The organism is Achromobacter deleyi (assembly GCF_013116765.2).
GTDB classification, from domain to species: Bacteria; Pseudomonadota; Gammaproteobacteria; order Burkholderiales; family Burkholderiaceae_B; genus Achromobacter; species Achromobacter deleyi_A.
In genome coordinates, this window is the sequence record NZ_CP074375.1 from 2,722,815 (window position 1) to 2,741,229 (window position 18,415).

General features: G+C 63.7%; 16 protein-coding genes and 1 tRNA gene. 5 read left to right on the plus strand and 12 right to left on the minus strand.

The genetic code is table 11. From position 1 onward, the window contains the following. Positions 1 to 9: 9 nt before the first annotated feature. From HLG70_RS12220 to leuC, 12 genes are all read right to left on the minus strand, one after another. Entirely contained in the window at positions 10 to 405 is a 396-nt protein-coding gene (locus tag HLG70_RS12220; RefSeq protein WP_213697175.1) for a YbaN family protein, read from the minus strand. A gap of 65 nt (positions 406 to 470) precedes the next feature. After that, complete coding sequence (locus HLG70_RS12225; protein ID WP_171664652.1) at positions 471 to 1,184, minus strand: hypothetical protein; 714 nt, start codon at positions 1,182 to 1,184, stop codon at positions 471 to 473. A 73-nt stretch (positions 1,185 to 1,257) separates the two neighbouring features. Further along, positions 1,258 to 1,422, minus strand: coding sequence for an autotransporter outer membrane beta-barrel domain-containing protein (locus tag HLG70_RS12230; RefSeq protein WP_171664653.1), 165 nt, complete (start codon positions 1,420 to 1,422; stop codon positions 1,258 to 1,260). Positions 1,423 to 2,102: 680 nt separating this feature from the next. After that, positions 2,103 to 2,179: transfer RNA gene (locus HLG70_RS12235), tRNA-Val, on the minus strand. A gap of 145 nt (positions 2,180 to 2,324) precedes the next feature. Continuing rightward, positions 2,325 to 2,987: a phosphoribosylanthranilate isomerase gene (locus HLG70_RS12240; protein ID WP_171664654.1), complete on the minus strand. Its 663-nt coding sequence runs from the start codon at positions 2,985 to 2,987 to the stop codon at positions 2,325 to 2,327. Between the two features lie 71 nt (positions 2,988 to 3,058). Further along, complete coding sequence (locus tag HLG70_RS12245) at positions 3,059 to 4,156, minus strand: TRAP transporter substrate-binding protein (protein ID WP_171664655.1); 1,098 nt, start codon at positions 4,154 to 4,156, stop codon at positions 3,059 to 3,061. 54 nt (positions 4,157 to 4,210) lie between these two features. After that, positions 4,211 to 5,020 carry a tRNA pseudouridine(38-40) synthase TruA gene (gene truA / locus HLG70_RS12250; RefSeq protein WP_171664656.1) on the minus strand — a complete coding sequence of 270 codons (810 nt, stop codon included), beginning with the start codon at positions 5,018 to 5,020 and terminating at the stop codon, positions 4,211 to 4,213. 3 nt (positions 5,021 to 5,023) lie between these two features. Next, on the minus strand, positions 5,024 to 7,015 hold the full coding sequence (locus HLG70_RS12255; protein WP_171664657.1) for a type IV pilus assembly protein FimV: 1,992 nt from the start codon (positions 7,013 to 7,015) through the stop codon (positions 5,024 to 5,026). 261 nt (positions 7,016 to 7,276) lie between these two features. Continuing rightward, positions 7,277 to 8,407 (minus strand): aspartate-semialdehyde dehydrogenase, encoded by a 1,131-nt coding sequence (gene asd, locus HLG70_RS12260; RefSeq protein ID WP_171664658.1) that lies wholly within the window; start codon positions 8,405 to 8,407, stop codon positions 7,277 to 7,279. A gap of 233 nt (positions 8,408 to 8,640) precedes the next feature. Beyond that, a complete protein-coding gene (leuB, locus tag HLG70_RS12265; protein ID WP_171664659.1) occupies positions 8,641 to 9,717 on the minus strand; it encodes a 3-isopropylmalate dehydrogenase in 1,077 nt (358 codons plus the stop codon). A 31-nt stretch (positions 9,718 to 9,748) separates the two neighbouring features. Next, positions 9,749 to 10,399: a 3-isopropylmalate dehydratase small subunit gene (gene leuD, locus HLG70_RS12270; RefSeq protein ID WP_057286337.1), complete on the minus strand. Its 651-nt coding sequence runs from the start codon at positions 10,397 to 10,399 to the stop codon at positions 9,749 to 9,751. 23 nt (positions 10,400 to 10,422) lie between these two features. Then, the gene (gene leuC / locus HLG70_RS12275; protein ID WP_171664660.1) at positions 10,423 to 11,826 is read right to left on the minus strand and encodes a 3-isopropylmalate dehydratase large subunit; all 1,404 of its coding nucleotides are present in this window, start codon (positions 11,824 to 11,826) and stop codon (positions 10,423 to 10,425) included. Positions 11,827 to 12,353: 527 nt separating this feature from the next. Here leuC and HLG70_RS12280 point away from each other — a divergent pair. From HLG70_RS12280 to HLG70_RS12300, 5 genes are read left to right on the plus strand one after another with little or no spacing between them, the layout of a single operon-like run. After that, entirely contained in the window at positions 12,354 to 13,859 is a 1,506-nt protein-coding gene (locus HLG70_RS12280; protein WP_171664661.1) for a TolC family outer membrane protein, read from the plus strand. A gap of 25 nt (positions 13,860 to 13,884) precedes the next feature. Beyond that, a complete protein-coding gene (locus tag HLG70_RS12285; RefSeq protein WP_171664662.1) occupies positions 13,885 to 14,097 on the plus strand; it encodes a hypothetical protein in 213 nt (70 codons plus the stop codon). Beyond that, positions 14,081 to 16,246: a type I secretion system permease/ATPase gene (locus HLG70_RS12290; RefSeq protein WP_419144770.1), complete on the plus strand. Its 2,166-nt coding sequence runs from the start codon at positions 14,081 to 14,083 to the stop codon at positions 16,244 to 16,246. The genes HLG70_RS12285 and HLG70_RS12290 overlap by 17 nt, the downstream gene beginning before the upstream one ends. A gap of 7 nt (positions 16,247 to 16,253) precedes the next feature. After that, a complete protein-coding gene (locus HLG70_RS12295) occupies positions 16,254 to 17,675 on the plus strand; it encodes an HlyD family type I secretion periplasmic adaptor subunit (protein WP_171664664.1) in 1,422 nt (473 codons plus the stop codon). A gap of 19 nt (positions 17,676 to 17,694) precedes the next feature. Then, positions 17,695 to 18,351, plus strand: a complete 657-nt coding sequence (locus HLG70_RS12300) for a helix-turn-helix transcriptional regulator (RefSeq protein WP_171664665.1) — start codon at positions 17,695 to 17,697, stop codon at positions 18,349 to 18,351. The last annotated feature ends 64 nt before the right edge of the window (positions 18,352 to 18,415 follow it).

Genomic DNA, 18,415 nt, shown 5'->3' on the forward strand with positions numbered 1-18,415 from the left:
CGCAGCGGCCTACTCGCTGGTCGTTCCGCCGCCCGGATCCCCGTCTTTCGGACGCGGACGGCTGAGGACATAGGCCGCGCTGGCCAGGAAGAAGACGCCCACGCCGATGCTCAGCGGCAACGAGGGGTGCGCGCTCCAGAAAAAAATCAGATAGCCCACGGCCATCCCCGCGCAGGCATAGGCCTTGCCCTTGCGCGAGACCGCCCCCTGCTCGCGCCAGGCGCGCAGCGACGGGCCGTAAGTCGGGCTGTCCAGCAGCCATTTCTCCAGCCGGGGCGACGAACGGGAAAAGCAGGCCACCGCCAGGATCAGGAAGATCGTCGTCGGCATGACCGGCAGGAACGCGCCGATGACGCCCAATGCAAGCATCAGGCAGCCCAGGCATAGCCAAAGTACTCTCATCATGATGGTCAGCAGGATATCGCAAATCCCCGGCCAGGTTCCGGGCACGCGATAGCGCAAGGCTTGGTTCAGGAGGGCGCCGGCTCCGGCATCCTGGCGCGCAGCATCTCCACGAAGCCGGGGCTGGGGTTGCCTCCCGCGGCGCGCGCCTTGATCACCATGGACCAGGCCTCGCCATACTGGCCGCGCCAGTAGTAGGCGGTGGCCCACGAGGCATAGAGATAGCCCTTGTCGGGCTCGACGGCTTCGCCCTTGCGATACCACTCGTCCGAACGCGCCGTCGCCGCGACCCGCGCTTCAGGGGGCAAGGTCTTGTCTTCCGCCGCGCAACGCGCGGCAATCCGCCCGGCGTCCGCGTAGATGCCCTGGAACGAAGGCGGGTTCAGGCTGATCGCCCGGTCCATCATGCTCATCGCCTGGCAAAACTTGCGCTGATCGTGCAAGACCGCCGCAAAGCCCGCGTAAACCTCGGGATTGTCTGGATTCAGCAGCCATGCCTGGTTGAAACGCCGCATGGCCATGCCCAATTGATCGGCCCGATAAAAGCGGTAGCCCTGCTCCACCCAGGCCTGGGATGCCTTGCCCGGGGAACCGAAGGCCGTCGTGGCCTCGGCGGCCAGCTTTTCATCGCTCGCCCTCAGTTCGCCTGCCGCGGACCGGTCGACGCCGCCATACATCGGCGCCTCGTCCATCCGCGCCTGGGATGGCGGCGGAGCCTTGACGGCGCAGCCGGCCAGCCACAGGAGCTGGGCCAGGACTATGGCCTTGAGGGTTACATGCATGGGTAGCGTCTTTGCAATATCGGGGAGATGGTCTCGCAATATACCGTAGCGCGAACATATAGCTCCCCCGCGCCTACCACGTGTACTTCACCCCGATCCGGCCGGCGTATTGATGATAATCCTGGTCACCCCAGGCGCCGGCGACGTTCACCCAGCCGGTCCATCCTTTCGCGAAGTCGGCATTCACGCCCAACTTCAATTCGTACCTGTCCTTGGGGTAGAGCTTGCCGATAGGCATTGCACAAGAACCTATACCTCATCCACTCGCATGTGGCGTATGGACCATTTCCACCGACGCTCGCGGACCGATGCGATTGCACCAGGATCGGCTTGGAAGGCCCGCGGCTCACCTGGAGCTTGCCCACCGATGCTGGGAATAACCCTTATCACTGCCCCTGTGGGGGCATAGGATGTGGGCTAAATGCTTATTGACCCGAAGAAAAGATAGTGACCCAATTAGGGCGCGGGATCGGCAAGCCAGCTCAACGGAGTCGCGCCATGCAGACACACTACACAAAACGTGCCACCGAACTCATTGCGGTAGGTCCGGATGGAGCCACATACATTATCGAACGCCGATGCAGGTCGCTTCCTTGCGACGATGGCGAGCCGGCGTTCTTTTATTGTTGTTTGCAGGACGGTCGGCCCGTGTCCTGGGTCGGTGAAAACCAATACCAGTTATCAGATGGCACTGCGCTACTCGCCGTCGCGTGCCGTCTGACATCAGCTGGCGGCCATTGATCTGGAGCGGGCTGCGTGCATGATCGGGCTGCGTACATTCAACCCATGTAGGCGGCTGACGCCTGTTGTCAGCATTTGGCATGCGTTCGGCGGCGCAAAAAGCAAAAAGCAAAAAGCCGCGTAAGTCTTGGACTTAGCGGCTTTTAAGGCGGTGCTTGGCACCACTTTGCAGGAATTTGGTAGGCGGTATTGGAATCGAACCAACGACCTCCACGATGTCAACGTGGCGCTCTAACCAGCTGAGCTAACCGCCTGCAAAGAAGAAGAATTATATAGTGCTTTTTTGAACTGTGCAAATCGTCTTGGAAGATTTTTTGCACTATTCATTGCGTTCCGAAGTGTTTTCTCGCTTCGCTTTTAAAGCGCCGCCAAACGACTTCCGCACCGCAATTGCACTACTTATTCGCCCTTCAATTTCGTGTCTGCGTCATGTGCCGCAGCAACGAAGAACGAGATTCTATCAGAACTTTTTATTCCTTGCTCGACCTCGACGCCGCTGCTCACATCGACCGCCCAGGGCCGGACCAACTGCACGGCTTGGCCGACGTTTTCGGCGTTCAATCCACCCGACAAGATCAAAGGGCGCGACATGGGATCCGCCCTGACTTCATCAAGCAAGGCATAGTCGAAACCGTGTCCGCTGCCGCCATAGCCAGCGCTGTAGCTGTCGAACAGCCAACCCGCGGCTTCGCCATATGCGCGACAACTGGAAGCCAGGCTCTCCGCCGTGTCCAGGCCAGGCGCACCCGCCCGGAATGCGCGCAGGAAGCGATGGCCGTAGCGCGCGCAGTCCAGCGGGGTCTCATCGCCGTGGAATTGCAGCAGCTCGGGGCCCACCTGATCCAGCACGGCCTGGACCTCGGCCTGCCCGGCATTCACGAACAGCGCGACGACGTCAACGAACGCCGGCACCATGCGCCGCAACTGTGCGGCGCGTGTCGGTGTCAGGCAGCGCCTGCTCTTGGGGTAAAAGACAAAACCAATCGCATCCACGCCGGCCGAAACGGCGGCGTCGATATCCTGTTCGCGGGTCAATCCGCAGATCTTGATGCGTGTACGCATGGCACTCTTCACTAGCGTCGCCCAGCGCGACTTGCTAAATCAGATCAGTATATCTGGCGCGGACAACCCGCCTACGCGCCCGGCTGCCCCAGCGTCGCGACCAGATTGTCGAAGCTGCCCTCGGCCACGCGGAACCAGGGAATCTGCTTGTCCCGGAACGCAGTCATGCTGTCGTAGAGCTTCTTGAACATCGGGTCCTTGGCGCTCAATTCCTTGTAAGCGGCAAGGGATGCCTCATGGCAGGCTTGCAAGACCGGCTTGGGAAACGCCTTCAATTGCGCGCCATGCGACACCAGCCGGCGCAGCGCATCCGGGTTGCCGGCGTCGTACTTGGCGATCATGTTGCTGGTGGCCATGCCGCAGGCCAGCGCCAGCGCGGACTGATAAGGCCTGGGCAGTTCGTCGTAGGCATCCTGATTGACGTACAGCGACAACTGCAGAGTTCCCGCCCACCAACCCGGAAAATAATAATTCCGCGCCACCTTGTAGAGCGCCAGACGCTCATCGTCGTAGGGCCCGATCCACGCAACGGCGTCCACAACGCCCTGCTCCAGCGCGGCGTACGTTTCAGCCGCGGGCACGTCGACGGGGATGGCGCCCAGGCGCGACAGCACATGACGGGCAAAGCCGCCAGCCTTCACCTTGAGGCCGCGCAAATCGTCCACGGTCTTGATCTCGCCACGGAACCAGCCCCCCATCTGCGCGCCGGTGTAGCCGCAGGGGAAGTTCAAAATGTTGTACTTGTCGAACAAGACGCGCGTAAGCGCCAGGCCTTCGCCCTGGCTCATCCAGGCGTTCATCTGACGAGTGTTCAGGCCGAAAGGCACGCCGGCGTCAAAACAGAGCGCCGGGTCGGTGTCGAAATAGCGGGTCGATGCCGTATGGCCGCAATCAACGATGCGATGCTGCACGGCTTCCAGCACCTGGCCGGGTTGCACCAGATCGCCGGCGGGGAAGATCTCGATGCTGAAGCGCCCTTCCGTCACCTCGCCCACATAGCGCGCGACGTCTTCCGCGCCCGCGAACAGCGTGGGCGATTCGTTCGGAAAACTGGATGCCAGCCGCCACGCGACGTTGGGAGCTTCCTGCGCGACCACCGGGGCCGCCAACACGGCGCTGCCCGCGGCGGCGCCCAAGGCGGTTTGCTTTAAGAACGCGCGGCGTTGCATGGCGTAGGCCTCCATCGGGCGTGGGTAGACGCTGCCGTCAGCGCGGCGGCTTCCCTAATAGGATTGAGTAAATGGCGACAACAACAACGATCCGCCGTCGAGTTCTTCCAGGCCGAACGCTTCGGGATAATCAATCGCGGACAGGTACAAGCCATCCGGCGCAAACGTGGGTGCGCCAAGCTTGCGGTCGCGCCACGACAGAAGCTGCGCCATCCAGTCCACCGATTCCCTGCCCTGCCCGACCTGCAACAGCGCACCCATGATGTTGCGCACCATGTGATGCAGGAACGCATTGGCCTTCAGCGTGAAGACGAGGAACGGACCCCGCTCCTCGATATCCAGGCGGTGCATATGGCGCACCGGGTGCTTGGCCTGGCACTGCGAGGAACGGAAGCTGGAGAAGTCATGCTCGCCGACCAAGGCATTCGCCGCCGCGCGCATTGCATCCACGTCCAGCGGCTGGAAGCACCAGCCGGCCCGCCCCGCCCACAGCGCCGGACGAACCCGGCCGCGCCAGAGCAAATATACATAGGTGCGCGCACGGGCGGAAAACCGCGCGTGGAATTCGTCGGACACATGCTGTGCCCATTGCACCGAAATGCTGGGCGGCAGAAACGCGTTCACGCCCCGCACCCAGGACTCCATCCGCCGGTCCAGCGAGGTATCCAGGTGGACCACCTGCATCGCGCCGTGCACGCCCGTGTCCGTGCGGCCGGCGCAAATCGTGGGCACCGGGCCCGCGACACCACAGAAACTGCCCAGGGCGGATTCCAGTGTGTCCTGCACCGTTTGCCGGTGCGGCTGTGTCTGCCAACCCTGCCAAGCGGAGCCGTCATACGCCAGCCCCAATGCAACTCTAGACATGCTTCAAACCCGTGGACCGCCGACTCGGCGCGGTTCGTCCGTGGGCGGTTCGTCCAGGTCGAGATTGATGGTGTCGAGCTTGCGATTCAGCGCTGCCGTGTCCAGTGCTGGCTCGTTGTAGGCATAGGTTTCTTCGTCATCGTCGCCGCGCCGCGCGCCGGCCCTGCGCAACAGCCAGGCGATGGCAAACGCAATCAGCGCCAGCACGGCGGTGACGATCACGAGCAGATTGTCGGCAAGCCAGCTCGGCATGCCGGAAGTGCTGGTCTTGTCGGGCAGAGTGCCGACGGCCTTGTCCGTCGAGGCGGGCGCGGAAGTGCCCGTCGCGTCGGTTGCCCCCGGAGCGCCTGCCGCTCCAGGCGTGCCTGCTGCACCCGAAGTGCCGGCCGTACCCGAAGTGCCCGCTGCACCTGGAGCACCTGAAGCACCCGGGGTACCTGCTGCGCCCGGGGTGCCTGCTGCGCCCGGCGTGCCTGCGGTGCCCGGAACACTTGCCGCACCCGGAGTACCTGCTGCACCCGGAGTACTTGCTGCGCCCGAAGTGCCTGCTGCGCCCGGAGTACCTGCTGCTCCCGGAGTGCCTGCTGCTCCCGGAGTGCCTGTCGCACCCGGAGTACCTGCGGTGCCCGGAGTACCTGCAGTGCCCGGAGTACCTGCGGCGCCCGGAGTACCTGCAGTGCCCGGAGTACCTGCTGCGCCCGGAGTACCTGCGGCGCCCGGAGTACCTGCGGCGCCCGGAGTACCTGCTGCGCCCGGAGTGCCTGCCGCACCCGGAGCACCTGCTGCGCCTGGCGTGCCTGTTGCGCCTGGCGTGCCTGCTGCGCCCGGAGCACCTGCTGCGCCCGGAGCACCTGCTGCGCCCGAAGTACCTGCCGCACCCGGAGCACCTGCCGAACCCGAAGCACCTGCCGCACCCGCAGCGCCCTGACCGCCTGCTGCACCCGAGCCGGCGGCAGCGCCTTGTTGGGCCACGGCCTTGTTCAGTTCGTCAACATTGCTTTGCAGCTGACTCACGCGCCCCTGCGCGTCCGCCAATGCGCGTTCGCTGGAGGTTCGCGCATCCGCCTGCGCTTCGGCTTGCGCCGACGCGCTGTCCTGCGCCTGGCCAGTAGACAAACGCACGCGATCTTGCGGCGGCGAAGCGCTGGCCACGCCGGTGTCGCCAGGCTGGGCGACGGTGCCCGATGCTGCGTCCTGACCCTTGACGACCGACGGATTCGCCCCTGCCGCCGCGCCGACCCTGGCGCGGTACTTGGCATAGGCTTCGGCGTGTTCGTTGAATATGCGGCGGGCTTCCGCCGGATCCACGGCGCGCACGGTGGCCGCGTCCGGTATCTTGAGCTTCTGCCCGGTGCGCACCAGATTCATGTTGTTCTGGATGAAAGCCTCGGGATTGGCCCGCCACAATGCCACCAGCATCTGGTAGACCGACGCATTGGGCACCGCGTTGCGCTGGGCAATGGCGAAGAGGTAGTCACCGGACTTCACGGTCACGGTTCCTGTCGTGCCCCCCGCGCGAGCGGGCGCGCCCACGGAGGCCGGCGTCACGTCGGCGCCCGTGCCTCGCAGCGGCACCAGAATACTGACCTGCACCTGCCGTTGTCCCGAGCTGGAACTGATGTTCAGCAGCAGATCCACCGCGCCGCTGGCCGGGGGTTGCGTGGACCGGATGCGCAGATTCTTGCGCGTGGCGTCCAGGCCGTCTTCGACACGGACCACCATGCTGGCCAAGGGAGCAGGCGGCTTGACGCCCGCTCGCTGCCAGGCGGCCTCATCGGCCACGGACACTTTCAGCGACCCGATTTCATCGGCCGTCAGTTCCTGCAACCCCACCACCGCCTGCAGCGGCGCACCCGGCACGGAAACGACACGCGAATGTCCCACGCGCATGGCCAGCGCCGAACCACAAACGCTTGAGCCTATCGCCAGCGCAATTGCCCACTGAAGGGCTTTCAAACGGCGGGCATGCTTCACTTGGCGCGAACGCTGGGTCATAAGCTGGAATTCCGTTCTTGTAGTCGAATTACGGGCTAGAACCGATTCACACCAATTTCGGTGAGAACAGGCCTCAATTCACCCGAAAAGTGTAATGGATCAAGCGCATTTCACAAACCTGAAAGGGGCATGGACGTTGGCTGGCGGGCACATTCCGCGTCTCCGGGCCGCGCGGCGCAAACGACAAGGGCACCCGAAGGTGCCCATGCCAGCCTGTTCCGCGTGAGCGGGCGGCGTTGCACGCCACCCGCGACACGACACTCAGGCTTCGGCCAGCGCGATGCGCAGCATGCGGCGCAGCGGCTCGGCGGCGCCCCACAGCAGTTGGTCGCCCACCGTGAAGGCGCCCAGGTACTGCGAGCCCATCGACAGCTTGCGCAGGCGGCCCACCGGGATATCCAGGGTGCCGGTGACGGCAACCGGGGTCAATGCGGCGACGGTGGCTTCCTTGGTGTTGGGAACGACCTTGGCCCATTGCGTGCCCTGCGCGATCAGCGATTCGATCTCATCGATCGGCAGGTCGCGCTTTAGCTTGATGGTCAGCGCCTGGCTATGGCAACGCATTGCGCCGATGCGCACGCACAGCCCGTCGATCGGGGTGGCGGGCGTGCCGAAGGCGGCGCCGCGGCCCAGGATCTTGTTGGTCTCGACTTCGCCCTTCCACTCTTCCTTGGACATCCCGTCGCCCAGGTCCTTGTCGATCCAGGGAATCAGGTTGCCGCCCAGCGGCACGCCAAAGTGTTCGTGGGGCAGCGCCGGATCCTGTTGCTTGGCCAGCACGCCGCGGTCGATTTCCAGAATGGCCGACGCGGGGTCGTCCAGCAGGGGCTTGACAGACTGGTTGATCTCGCCGAACTGGGTCAGCAGTTCGCGCATGTGCTGCGCGCCGCCGCCGGACGCCGCCTGGTAAGTCATGGAGGTCATCCATTCCACCAGGTCATTGTTGAACAGGCCGGCCAGACCCATCAGCATGCAGCTGACGGTGCAGTTGCCGCCGATGAAGTTGCGCACGCCGCGCTTGAGCGCCGCGTCGATCACCGGGCGGTTGACCGGGTCCAGCACGATGATGGCGTCATCAGCCATGCGCAGGGTGCTGGCCGCATCGATCCAGATGCCGTTCCAGCCAGCGCCGCGCAGCTTCGGGTAGACCTCGGACGTGTAGTCCCCGCCTTGTGCCGTAAGAATGATCGGCAGTTTTTTCAGAGCATCAATGTTGTAGGCGTCTTGCAGCGGACCTGCGCCATTTGCCCACGTGGGCGCGGCGCCGCCAGCGTTGCTGGTGGAGAAAAACACCGGTTCGATCAGTGCGAAGTCGTTCTCGTCGCGCATGCGTTGCATGAGCACCGAGCCGACCATACCGCGCCAGCCGACAAGGCCTACTGCTTGATTCATTTCAATCGCTCTTTAAAGGTGGAGACAAGGTCCGGGAGGGGAAAATCACGTGCAATTCAACAATTTATCAGAATGCACGGGGGGATGTTGCGACGCAGCTAGAAAAAAATGGGGCCGCAATATGACAAGAAACGCTTTCGCTGCGCATCGGCAACACAAAAAGCAGGGCCTCCCGGCGGGCGGCCCCGGATATTGAGGGGGCCGCGCCGCAAGGGCGCGCCCCTTGCCCAGGATCAGGCCAGGGCTTTAAGGACTGCGTCGCCCATGCCTGCCGTGCTGACCTTCGTCGTACCCGGCTCGAAGATGTCGGCGGTACGCAGGCCGCTGGCAAGCACGCCGCGCACAGCGGCTTCGATGCGGTCGGCCTGCGGCGCCAGGTTCAACGAATAGCGCAGCAGCATGGCCGCCGAGAGGATGGTCGCCAGGGGATTGGCGATGCCCTGGCCAGCGATGTCGGGCGCCGAGCCGTGGCTGGGCTCGTACAGGCCCTGGCCGCCGGCATTCAGCGACGCCGACGGCAGCATGCCGATCGAACCAGTCAGCATGGCGGCTTCGTCAGACAGGATGTCGCCGAACAGGTTGCCGGTCACGATGACGTCGAACTGGCGCGGATTGCGCACCAGCTGCATGGCGGCATTGTCGACATACATGTGCGACAGTTCCACGTCGGGATACTCGCGCGCCACTTCAATGACGATGTCGCGCCAGAACTGGGACGTCTCCAGCACATTGGCCTTGTCCACGCTGCACAGCTTCTTGTTGCGCTTGCGGGCCGATTCGAAGCCGATGCGCGCGATGCGGCGCACTTCGGATTCGGCGTAGCGCATGGTGTCGTAGCCCTCGCGCTCGCCGGCGAAGGCGCCATCGGGCGACGAACGCACGCCGCGCGGCGTGCCGAAATAGATGTCGCCCGTCAGTTCGCGGATGATCAGGATATCCAGGCCGGAAACGATCTCGGGCTTGAGCGACGATGCGCTTGCCAGTTCCGGATACAGGATGGCGGGACGCAGGTTGGCGAACAGGCCCAAGGCCTTGCGCAGGCCCAGAATTGCCTGTTCGGGGCGGAATTCACGCGGCAGGCTGTCGTACTTCCAGTCGCCGACCGCGCCGAACAGCACGGCGTCCGACTCCTTGGCCAGGTTCAAGGTGGCCGGCGGCAGCGGATGTTCGAATTGGTCGAAAGCCGCGCCGCCCACCGGGGCCTGCTTGATATCGAAGGAAACGTCCAGCGCCTTCAGGACGCGCACGGCCTGCTCGACGATTTCCGGGCCAATGCCGTCACCCGGCAAGACTGCGATGTTGTGAGTCATTTAAGAAACGATCCAGTGGTCAGAATGATGGTCAGGCGATGGGACGGCTTTCCAGCCAGGGATGACGGGCCAGGCGCTCGGCCTCGAAGGCGCGGATCTTGTCGGAATGGCGCAAGGTCAGGCCGATGTCATCGAAGCCATTGATGAGGCAATACTTGCGGAAGGGCTCGATGTCGAAACCCATTGCGCGCCCGTCCGCCGCGATGACGACCTGGCGATCAAGGTCGATGCGCAGCTTGTAGTCGGGGAAGGCCTTCACTTCGTCGAACAAGCGCGACACTTCCAGCTCGGACAGCACGATCGGCAGCAGGCCATTCTTGAAGCTGTTGTTGAAGAAGATGTCCGCATAGGACGGCGCGATGATGGCGCGAAAGCCAAACTGGGTCAGCGCCCAGGGCGCGTGCTCGCGGCTAGAACCGCAACCGAAGTTCTTGCGGGCCAGCAGCACCGAAGCGCCCTGGTAGCGCGGCTGATTCAGCACGAAATCCGGGTTCAGCGGACGCTTGCTGTTGTCCATGCCCGGCTCGCCATGGTCCAGGTAGCGCAGTTCGTCAAACAGGTTCGGTCCGAAGCCGGTACGCTGGATGGACTTGAGGAATTGCTTGGGGATGATGAGGTCCGTGTCGACGTTTTCGCGATCGAGCGGAGCCACCAGGCCTTCGTGAGTGGTAAATGCTTGCATGATATCTACTCAGTGCTTGACGCTTAACGGAAGGTGCGGACGTCGACGAAATGGCCGGCGACGGCTGCCGCGGCGGCCATGGCCGGGCTGACCAGATGCGTGCGTCCGCCCTGCCCCTGCCGTCCCTCGAAATTGCGGTTCGACGTGGAGGCGCAGCGCTCGCCCGGTTCCAGGCGGTCGGCGTTCATGGCCAGGCACATCGAGCAGCCCGGCTCGCGCCATTCAAAGCCGGCTTCAATGAAGATCTTGTCCAGCCCTTCGCGTTCGGCCTGCTGCTTGACCAGCCCCGACCCCGGGACCACCATGGCCTGGCGCACATTCGATGCCACGTGCTTGCCACGCGCCACGACGGCGGCGGCGCGCAGGTCTTCGATGCGCGAATTGGTGCAGGAGCCGATGAACACGCGGTCCACGCGGATGTCGGTAAGCGGCGTATTGGGTTTCAGGCCCATGTACTGCAAGGCGCGTTCCATGCCGCTGCGGCGCACGTCGTCCTTTTCGCGATCCGGGTCCGGCACGCGGGAATCCACCGGCAGCACCATTTCCGGGGACGTGCCCCATGTGACCTGCGGCTTGATGTCGCGCGCATTGACTTCCACCACGGTGTCGAACTTGGCGCCCTCGTCGGTGCGCAGGGTGCGCCAGTACTTGACCGCCTGGTCCCAGACCACGCCGGTGGGCGCGAAGGGGCGGCCGCGGAAGTATTCAATGGTCTTGTCGTCCACCGCCACCATGCCCGAACGGGCGCCCGCCTCGATCGCCATGTTGCAGACCGTCATGCGCCCCTCCACGGAGAGCGCGCGGATCGTGCTGCCGGCGAATTCGATGGCGTGACCCGTGCCGCCGGCCGTGCCGATGATGCCGATGATGTGCAGCACCACGTCCTTGGCCGTACAGCCGAAGGGCAGTTCGCCTTCGACCTTGATCAGCATGCTCTTGGCTTTCTTCATGAGCAGCGTCTGTGTGGCGAGCACGTGCTCGACCTCGGAGGTGCCGATGCCGAAAGCCAGCGCACCCAGCGCGCCGTGCGTGCTGGTATGCGAATCGCCACAGACGACCGTCATGCCCGGCAGCGTTGCGCCCTGCTCGGGGCCGATCACGTGGACGATACCCTGGCGCAGGTCATTCATGCGGAATTCGGTGATGCCGTACTTTTCGCAGTTGGCGTCCAGCGTGTCCACCTGCAGGCGCGAGACCGGATCATCAATGCCCTGGGCGCGATTCAGCGTCGGCACGTTGTGATCCGCGACCGCCAGGTTGGCGCCGATGCGCCACGGCTTGCGGCCGGCGATCGCCAGCCCCTCGAACGCCTGCGGACTGGTGACTTCATGCACCAGGTGGCGATCGATATAGAGCAGACAGGTGCCGTCTGATTCCTGATGGACGATGTGGGCGTCCCAGAGTTTGTCGTAAAGGGTTTGGGCCATGGATGCGCTCTGCAAATAGACAATCCGGCTCGAGCCTCGCGCGGTTGAAAGAAGCAAATCGCTCCCGCGCCGGCTGCTGCGGCATGAGGGAATTATGCACAGGCACTGAACCTAGTACAAGCACACCAAATATACCAGTACTACCACTACCATGCTGGCCAGAGAACGCCGGCGACGCTGGGTCGGGTATCAATATGTTTCATACCAATCTCGCCCATTACAAAACCGACGGAAATATGGTTTCGGCAAACAAAATAGATACAAAACTCGCAAATAGATATAATCCTGTTTCGCTGCGACAACATGCCGTTCGAAATAATGCGCAATAAATCGTATTAATAGAAATATAATAATTTCTCAAAAACGAAGTTGGTGCAAATTCAACGAAGTTAACAGGTGTTGCGCGAACAACGACCGTCGGCCGCCCCAAGCCCCAATCAAGAATTAACAAATCTTGACTCGCAGAAAATGACATTTACACACAATATGGCGGCCATCAATCTCAACCCGACTCGCGAATAATCACTATGGCTTCGTTTTTGCTCAAAAGCACGACTTCGGTTCTTGCCCTGGCATTCGTTCCTGCTGCATTTGCACAGTCTGCGGCTCCGTCCGCGGGACAGGCCGCGGCGCAACCTGTGGTAACACTGAACCAGGTCGTCGAACAGACGCTGCTCAGCAACCCGGAAATCCAGGCGAAGTACCACGATTTCCAGGCCTCGCTGGAGGGGCAGAACGTCGCCCGAGCCGCATTCTTCCCGCAAGTCAATGCGCAAGGCTACGTCGGGCGCGAGTACCGTGAAAACGTGCCTGGGGTTGGATCGCAGAACTGGAGCCGCCCCGGCTACAGCGTGGAACTGCGCCAGCTGATTTTTGATGGTTTCCGCACGAGCAACGACGTCAAGCAGGCCGGCTTTGACAAGCTGGCGCGCTTCTACGACGTGCTGGCCACCAGCGACACCACCGCCTTCTCCGCCGTGCAGGCCTACATTGACCTGCAGCGCTACCGCGACATGGAGTTGCTGGCCCGCCAGAACTATTCCCTGCACGAGCAAACCCTCAAGCAGATCGGCGAGCGCACTGAATCGGGCGTGGGCCGCCGGGTCGATCTGGAACAGGCGGGCGGCCGCCTGTCGCTGGCTCAAACCAACCTGATGACCGAAACCGCCAACCTGCTGGATGTGCAGCAGCGCTTTCAGCGCGTGACCGGCGCCTTCCCGCCCGAAGCGATGCAGCCGCCTCCCGACATCAGCGACAAGCTGCCGGCAAAACCCGGCAACTTCAACGACTCCCTGCGCCGCAACCCCAGCTTCCTGTCCAAGCAGGCCGGCCTTCAGGCCGCGCAAGCCGGCGTCGCGTCGTCCAAGGGCGCGTTCTCGCCGAAATTCGAATTCGTGGCCAGCACCGGCCGCGACCAGAACGATCCCACGCCCCAGAACCGGGACATCCAGAGTTCCAGCGTCCAGGTCGTGATGAGTTACAACCTCTACCGCGGCGGCGCCGATTCCGCCCGTGTACGCCAGACCTCAGCGCAGTCCTATGCCGCGCGTGACATCCGCGATTACACCTGCCGCAATGTGCAGCAGGATCTGGCCGTAGCCTGGAATAACATCACCAGCCTTAGCCAGAAGCTGCCCTTCCTGCGCGACCACGAAGTGGCCACCACGAAGGTCCGCGACGCCTATGCGCAGCAGTTCCAGATCGGCCAGCGCTCGTTGCTGGACCTGCTGGACACGGAAAATGAGCTGTTCGAATCGCGCCGCGCGCTGACCAACGGCATTTATGATCTCCGCCTTGCACAGTATCGCTGGCTGGCGCTGTCGCATGCCCTGCTGCCGGCGCTGTCGCTGCAACCCGCGCGCAATGAGATGCCCGAGGAAAACGGCAAGCTGGAAGTGTCGGACGAAGTGATCAAGCTTTGCAATTCGACGGTTCCGGATACCGCCCGCCTGGCTCCGGTGCGCGTGCATTACAACGAAGGCACGCTGCCGCCCACGCTCGTGCCGATGAACGCGACCACCGCCAAGCCCTGAGCGGCGGAAGACGCAAGGAGGCCGAATGGCACACCAGGGCAATGATTTCTCGCAGTTGGACGCGGACTTTGTCCGCGTCCTGGAAGACTTGATCGACGCTTTGATCGCCAATGGCACCTTGCGCATGACAGACCTGCCTATCCAGGCCCAGCAGAAACTCACCCAGCGCAAGCAACAGCGCGCTCGACTCTCGGAACATCTGGACCTTTTGGATGACGAAGATGGACAAGTTATCTGAATTGGCGTCCCGGGAATGGCGCGCGGACGCTCGCGCCGCGCACGATGACCCTTTGCTGGACTGCCTGGTTGAAATCACGCGCCTGCATGGCGTCACGGCCACTGCGCAGGCCTTGTCGTCAGGCCTGCCGCTGGAAGAACACCGCCTGACTCCGGCCCTGCTGCCCCGCGCCGCCGCGCGGGCGCAGCTTTCGGCCCGGGTGGTCAAGCGCACGCTGGACAGCATCTCGCAGGACCTGTTGCCCGCCATCCTGCTGTTGAATGGCGAACGTGCCTGCCTGCTGCTCAAGAAAGACGGCGACAAGTACGTCGTCAGCCACCCCGAGTTGGGCGGCAGCTCCATCGAGATGGACCCGGCCGAGCTGGCCGCGCAATACACCGGCCTGGTTTGCTTCGTCCGCCCGCAATTCCGCTTTGACGCCCGTGCGCCGGAAGTCGCCAAGGTGCGCGAGCGCCATTGGTTCTGGGCGGCCATCATGGAAAACCGCCGGCTGTACCGCGATGCGCTGGTCGCGGCGCTGCTGATCAACATCTTCGCCATGGCGATGCCGTTGTTCACCATGAACGTGTATGACCGCGTGGTGCCCAACAACGCCGTCGAAACGCTCTGGGTGCTGGCCATCGGCATTACGCTGGTCGTGATCTTCAACATGATCCTGAGCACGGCGCGCTCCCATGTGGTGGACAGCGCCAGCAAGCGGGTCGACGTGCGCCTGTCCGCGCAGATCATGGAACGCGTGCTGGATCTGCGCCTGGAGGGCCGCCCGGTTTCGGTGGGTTCTTTCGCCGCCAACCTGCGTTCATTCGAATCCATACGCGACTTCATCGCATCGGCCACCATCACCACCCTGGTCGACCTGCCCTTCATCCTGCTGTTCCTGGCCGCGCTGGCCTGGATATCGCCGTGGATGATCCTGCCCCCGCTGGTCGCCATCGTGCTGATCCTGCTGGTGTCGCTTGCCGCGCAGGCCCGCATGGAAGCGCTGACCATGGCCTCGTTCCAGGCATCCTCGCAGCGCAATGCCACGCTCGTGGAGGCGCTGACCGGCCTGGAAGCCGTCAAGACCCTTAATGCGCAGGGCTCGATCCAGCGCAACTGGGAGCGGGCCACGGAGTACATCGCGCAGACCGGTGGCAAGCTCAAGCTGATCTCCTCTTCCACGGTCGGCTTTGTGCAGGCGGTCCAGCAGCTGGTGTCGATCGCGGTGGTGATCATCGGCGTGTACCAGGCCCAGGAATCCGCCATGTCCATGGGCGGCATCATCGCGGCGTCGATGATCGCCGGGCGCTGCCTGGCGCCGCTGGGGCAAGTGGCCGGCCTGCTGATGCAGTACCAGAACGCGCGCACGTCGCTGGGGTCCATCGACAACTACATGAAGCTGCCGATCGAGCGCCCGGCCGAAGCCGAATTCCTGCATCGCCCGGTCTTTCACGGCGGTATCGAGTTCCGCGATGTGACGTTCGCCTATCCCGGCAGCACCCAGCCGGTGCTCAAGAAGGTCTCGTTCAAGCTCAAGCCTGGTGAAAAGGTCGGCGTCATCGGCCGCATCGGCTCGGGCAAGACGACGCTGGAGAAGCTGGCCCTGGCCTTGTACCAGCCCACCGAAGGCGCCGTGCTGCTGGACGGAGTGGACGTCCGCCAGATCGACCCGGCCGACGTACGGCGCGCCATCGGCCACGTGCCGCAGGACCCGCTGCTGTTCTATGGCAGCCTGAAGCACAACCTGGCCATGGGCGCGCCCTACGCCGACGACGCCAGCATCCTGGCGGCCGCCAACCTGGCCGGCGTGACGGAATTCGCCAACCTGCACCCGAACGGGTTCGACATGGTCATCGGCGAACGCGGCGAATCGCTGTCCGGCGGCCAGCGCCAATCGGTGGCGGTGGCTCGCGCCCTGATCAACGATCCTCCGATTCTGCTGCTGGACGAACCCAGCAGCAACATGGATCACCAGAGCGAAGCCCAACTGCGCAAGCGGCTGGGCGAGGCCAGCGCGACCAAGACGATCCTGCTGGTCACGCACCGCACCGCACTGCTGGACCTGGTTGACCGGCTCATCGTGATCGACAACGGCCATATCGTGGCCGACGGTCCCAAGGAGCAGGTTGTCGAAGCCCTGCGTCAAGGACGCGTTGGACGCGGAAGCTGAGAGAGCCATGCTGAATAATCCTGGCGAGACCAAGCACGGCCTGTTTGGCAGCTTGTGGCGCGCACCGCGCAACATCTTCGTTTTTTTCTTCGACCGGCTGCTGGACGGCGCGGACAAGGGCAAGCCCAAGCAGCGCTCCGACTATGTCGGCAATGCTGAATGGGTCATCCACGAATCTCAGGCCCGCGGTTCGCGCATCCTGCTATGGACCGCCCTGCTGGCCACCCTGGGGCTGCTGTTCTGGGCGGGAACGGGCAGCATCGATGAGGTCGTCCGGGGCGAAGGCAAGGTCGTGCCCTCGCGCCAGGTCCAGATCATCCAGAGCCTGGACGGCGGCATCGTCGAGGAGATCCTGGTCCGCCCCGGCCAGGAAGTTGAAGCCGGCGAAATCCTGCTGAAGATCGACTCCACCCGCTTCGCCTCGTCGCTGGGCGAAAACAACGCCGAGTACCTGTCGCTGCTGGCCAAGTCGGCCCGCCTCCAGGCGCTGGCCACCGGCGAGCCCTTCGTGGCTCCGGAGGAAGTCCTGACGCAGGCGCCGGGGCTGTTGGAAATGGAGCGCAACGCGTGGCAGGCCCGCAACACCGAACTGAACGCCACGATCAACGTTGCCCGCGAACAGCTCAAGCAACGTCAGGAAGACCTGCGCGAAACCATCGCCAAACGCGACCAGGCGTCCGCCAGTTGCGGCCTGACCTCGCGCGAATTGCAAGTGACCCGTCCGCTACTCAAGAGCGGCGCCGTGTCCGAGGTCGACCTGCTGCGCCTGCAGCGTGACGTGGCCCGCTATTGCGGCGAACAGAAAGGAGCCGAAGCGCAGATCGACCGTTTCCAGGCGTCGATCAAGGAAGCGCAGAGCAAGCTCGAGGAATCCGAGCTGAACATCCGCAACCAGGCCCGCAGCGAACTGTCGGAAACCAACACCAAGCTGTCGACCCTGCGCCAGGGCAAGCTGGCGCTGGCCGACCGCGTCAAGCTGGCCGAAGTCCGCGCACCCGTGCGCGGCACCGTCAAGACGCTGTTCAACAACACCGTGGGCGGCGTGGTGCAGCCTGGCAAGGACATCATCGAAATCGTCCCCAAGGACGACACCTTGCTCCTCGAAGTGCGCATCCAGCCGCGCGACATCGGTTTCCTGCATGCGGACCAGAAGGCGGAGGTCAAGTTCACCGCCTACGATTTCGCCATCTACGGCGGCCTGGAAGGCAAGGTGGAACAGATCGGCGCGGATACCGTGACCGACGAGAAAGGCAATTCCTACTACGTGGTGCGCGTCCGCACGGACCGCAGCACGGTAGGCGACAAGCTGTTGCCCATCATCCCCGGGATGGTGGCGGAGGTTCATATCCTGACAGGCAAGCGCACGGTGCTCCAGTACCTGCTCAAGCCCATATTGCGGGCCAAGGCGAACGCCTTTACCGAACGTTAATGGAGAGCTTCAAGGGCCTATGAAACCCATTCCCGTCCTGTTGATTACGCACGACGATCTGCTCTGGCAGCACTGGCGCGCGCTTGACCCGGCGCGCTGGATGGCTGCCCGCGGCCGCGGCCTGGCTGATCTGCAGCGCTGGCGCGAGCAAGGCCGGTTGCTGGCAGTGCTCGATACCGACGTGCCGCGACTGCCGTCGTGGCAGGATCCCGTCTGGGCCGCCACCCTGTCCGGCCTGCACGTCGTGGTTGCCAGCGCCAGCCCGAATGACGAGCAAGGCACCCAGGCGCTGGGCGCCGGCGCCCACGGCTACTGCCACAGCTATGCGCAGGCCGCCGCGCTGTCGCAGGCTTTGGAAGTCGTCGCTTCCGGCGGCATCTGGATGGGCCGGTCCCTGGTTTCACGGCTGCTCAGGCTGGTCAGCGAGCGCGCGCAGGACACCTACTCCTGGGATGGCGGCCTGTTGACCGAGCGCGAGCTCACGGTGGCGCGCTATGCCGCCAGCGGCCAAGCCAATGCGCAGATCGCCGAGGCGCTGGGCATTACCGAACGCACGGTCAAGGCCCATCTGTCGGCCGTTTTCGAGAAGCTCGAAGTCACGGACCGCCTGCAGCTTGCCCTGCTCGTCCACGGGATTTCCGCGCCCGCGGAAGCCCGGAGCAAAATTACTTCCTGATACTGTCCTTGAGGACAATATCCGCGGACGGCGGACCCCTCTAGTATTTGGCCATCTTGGATAA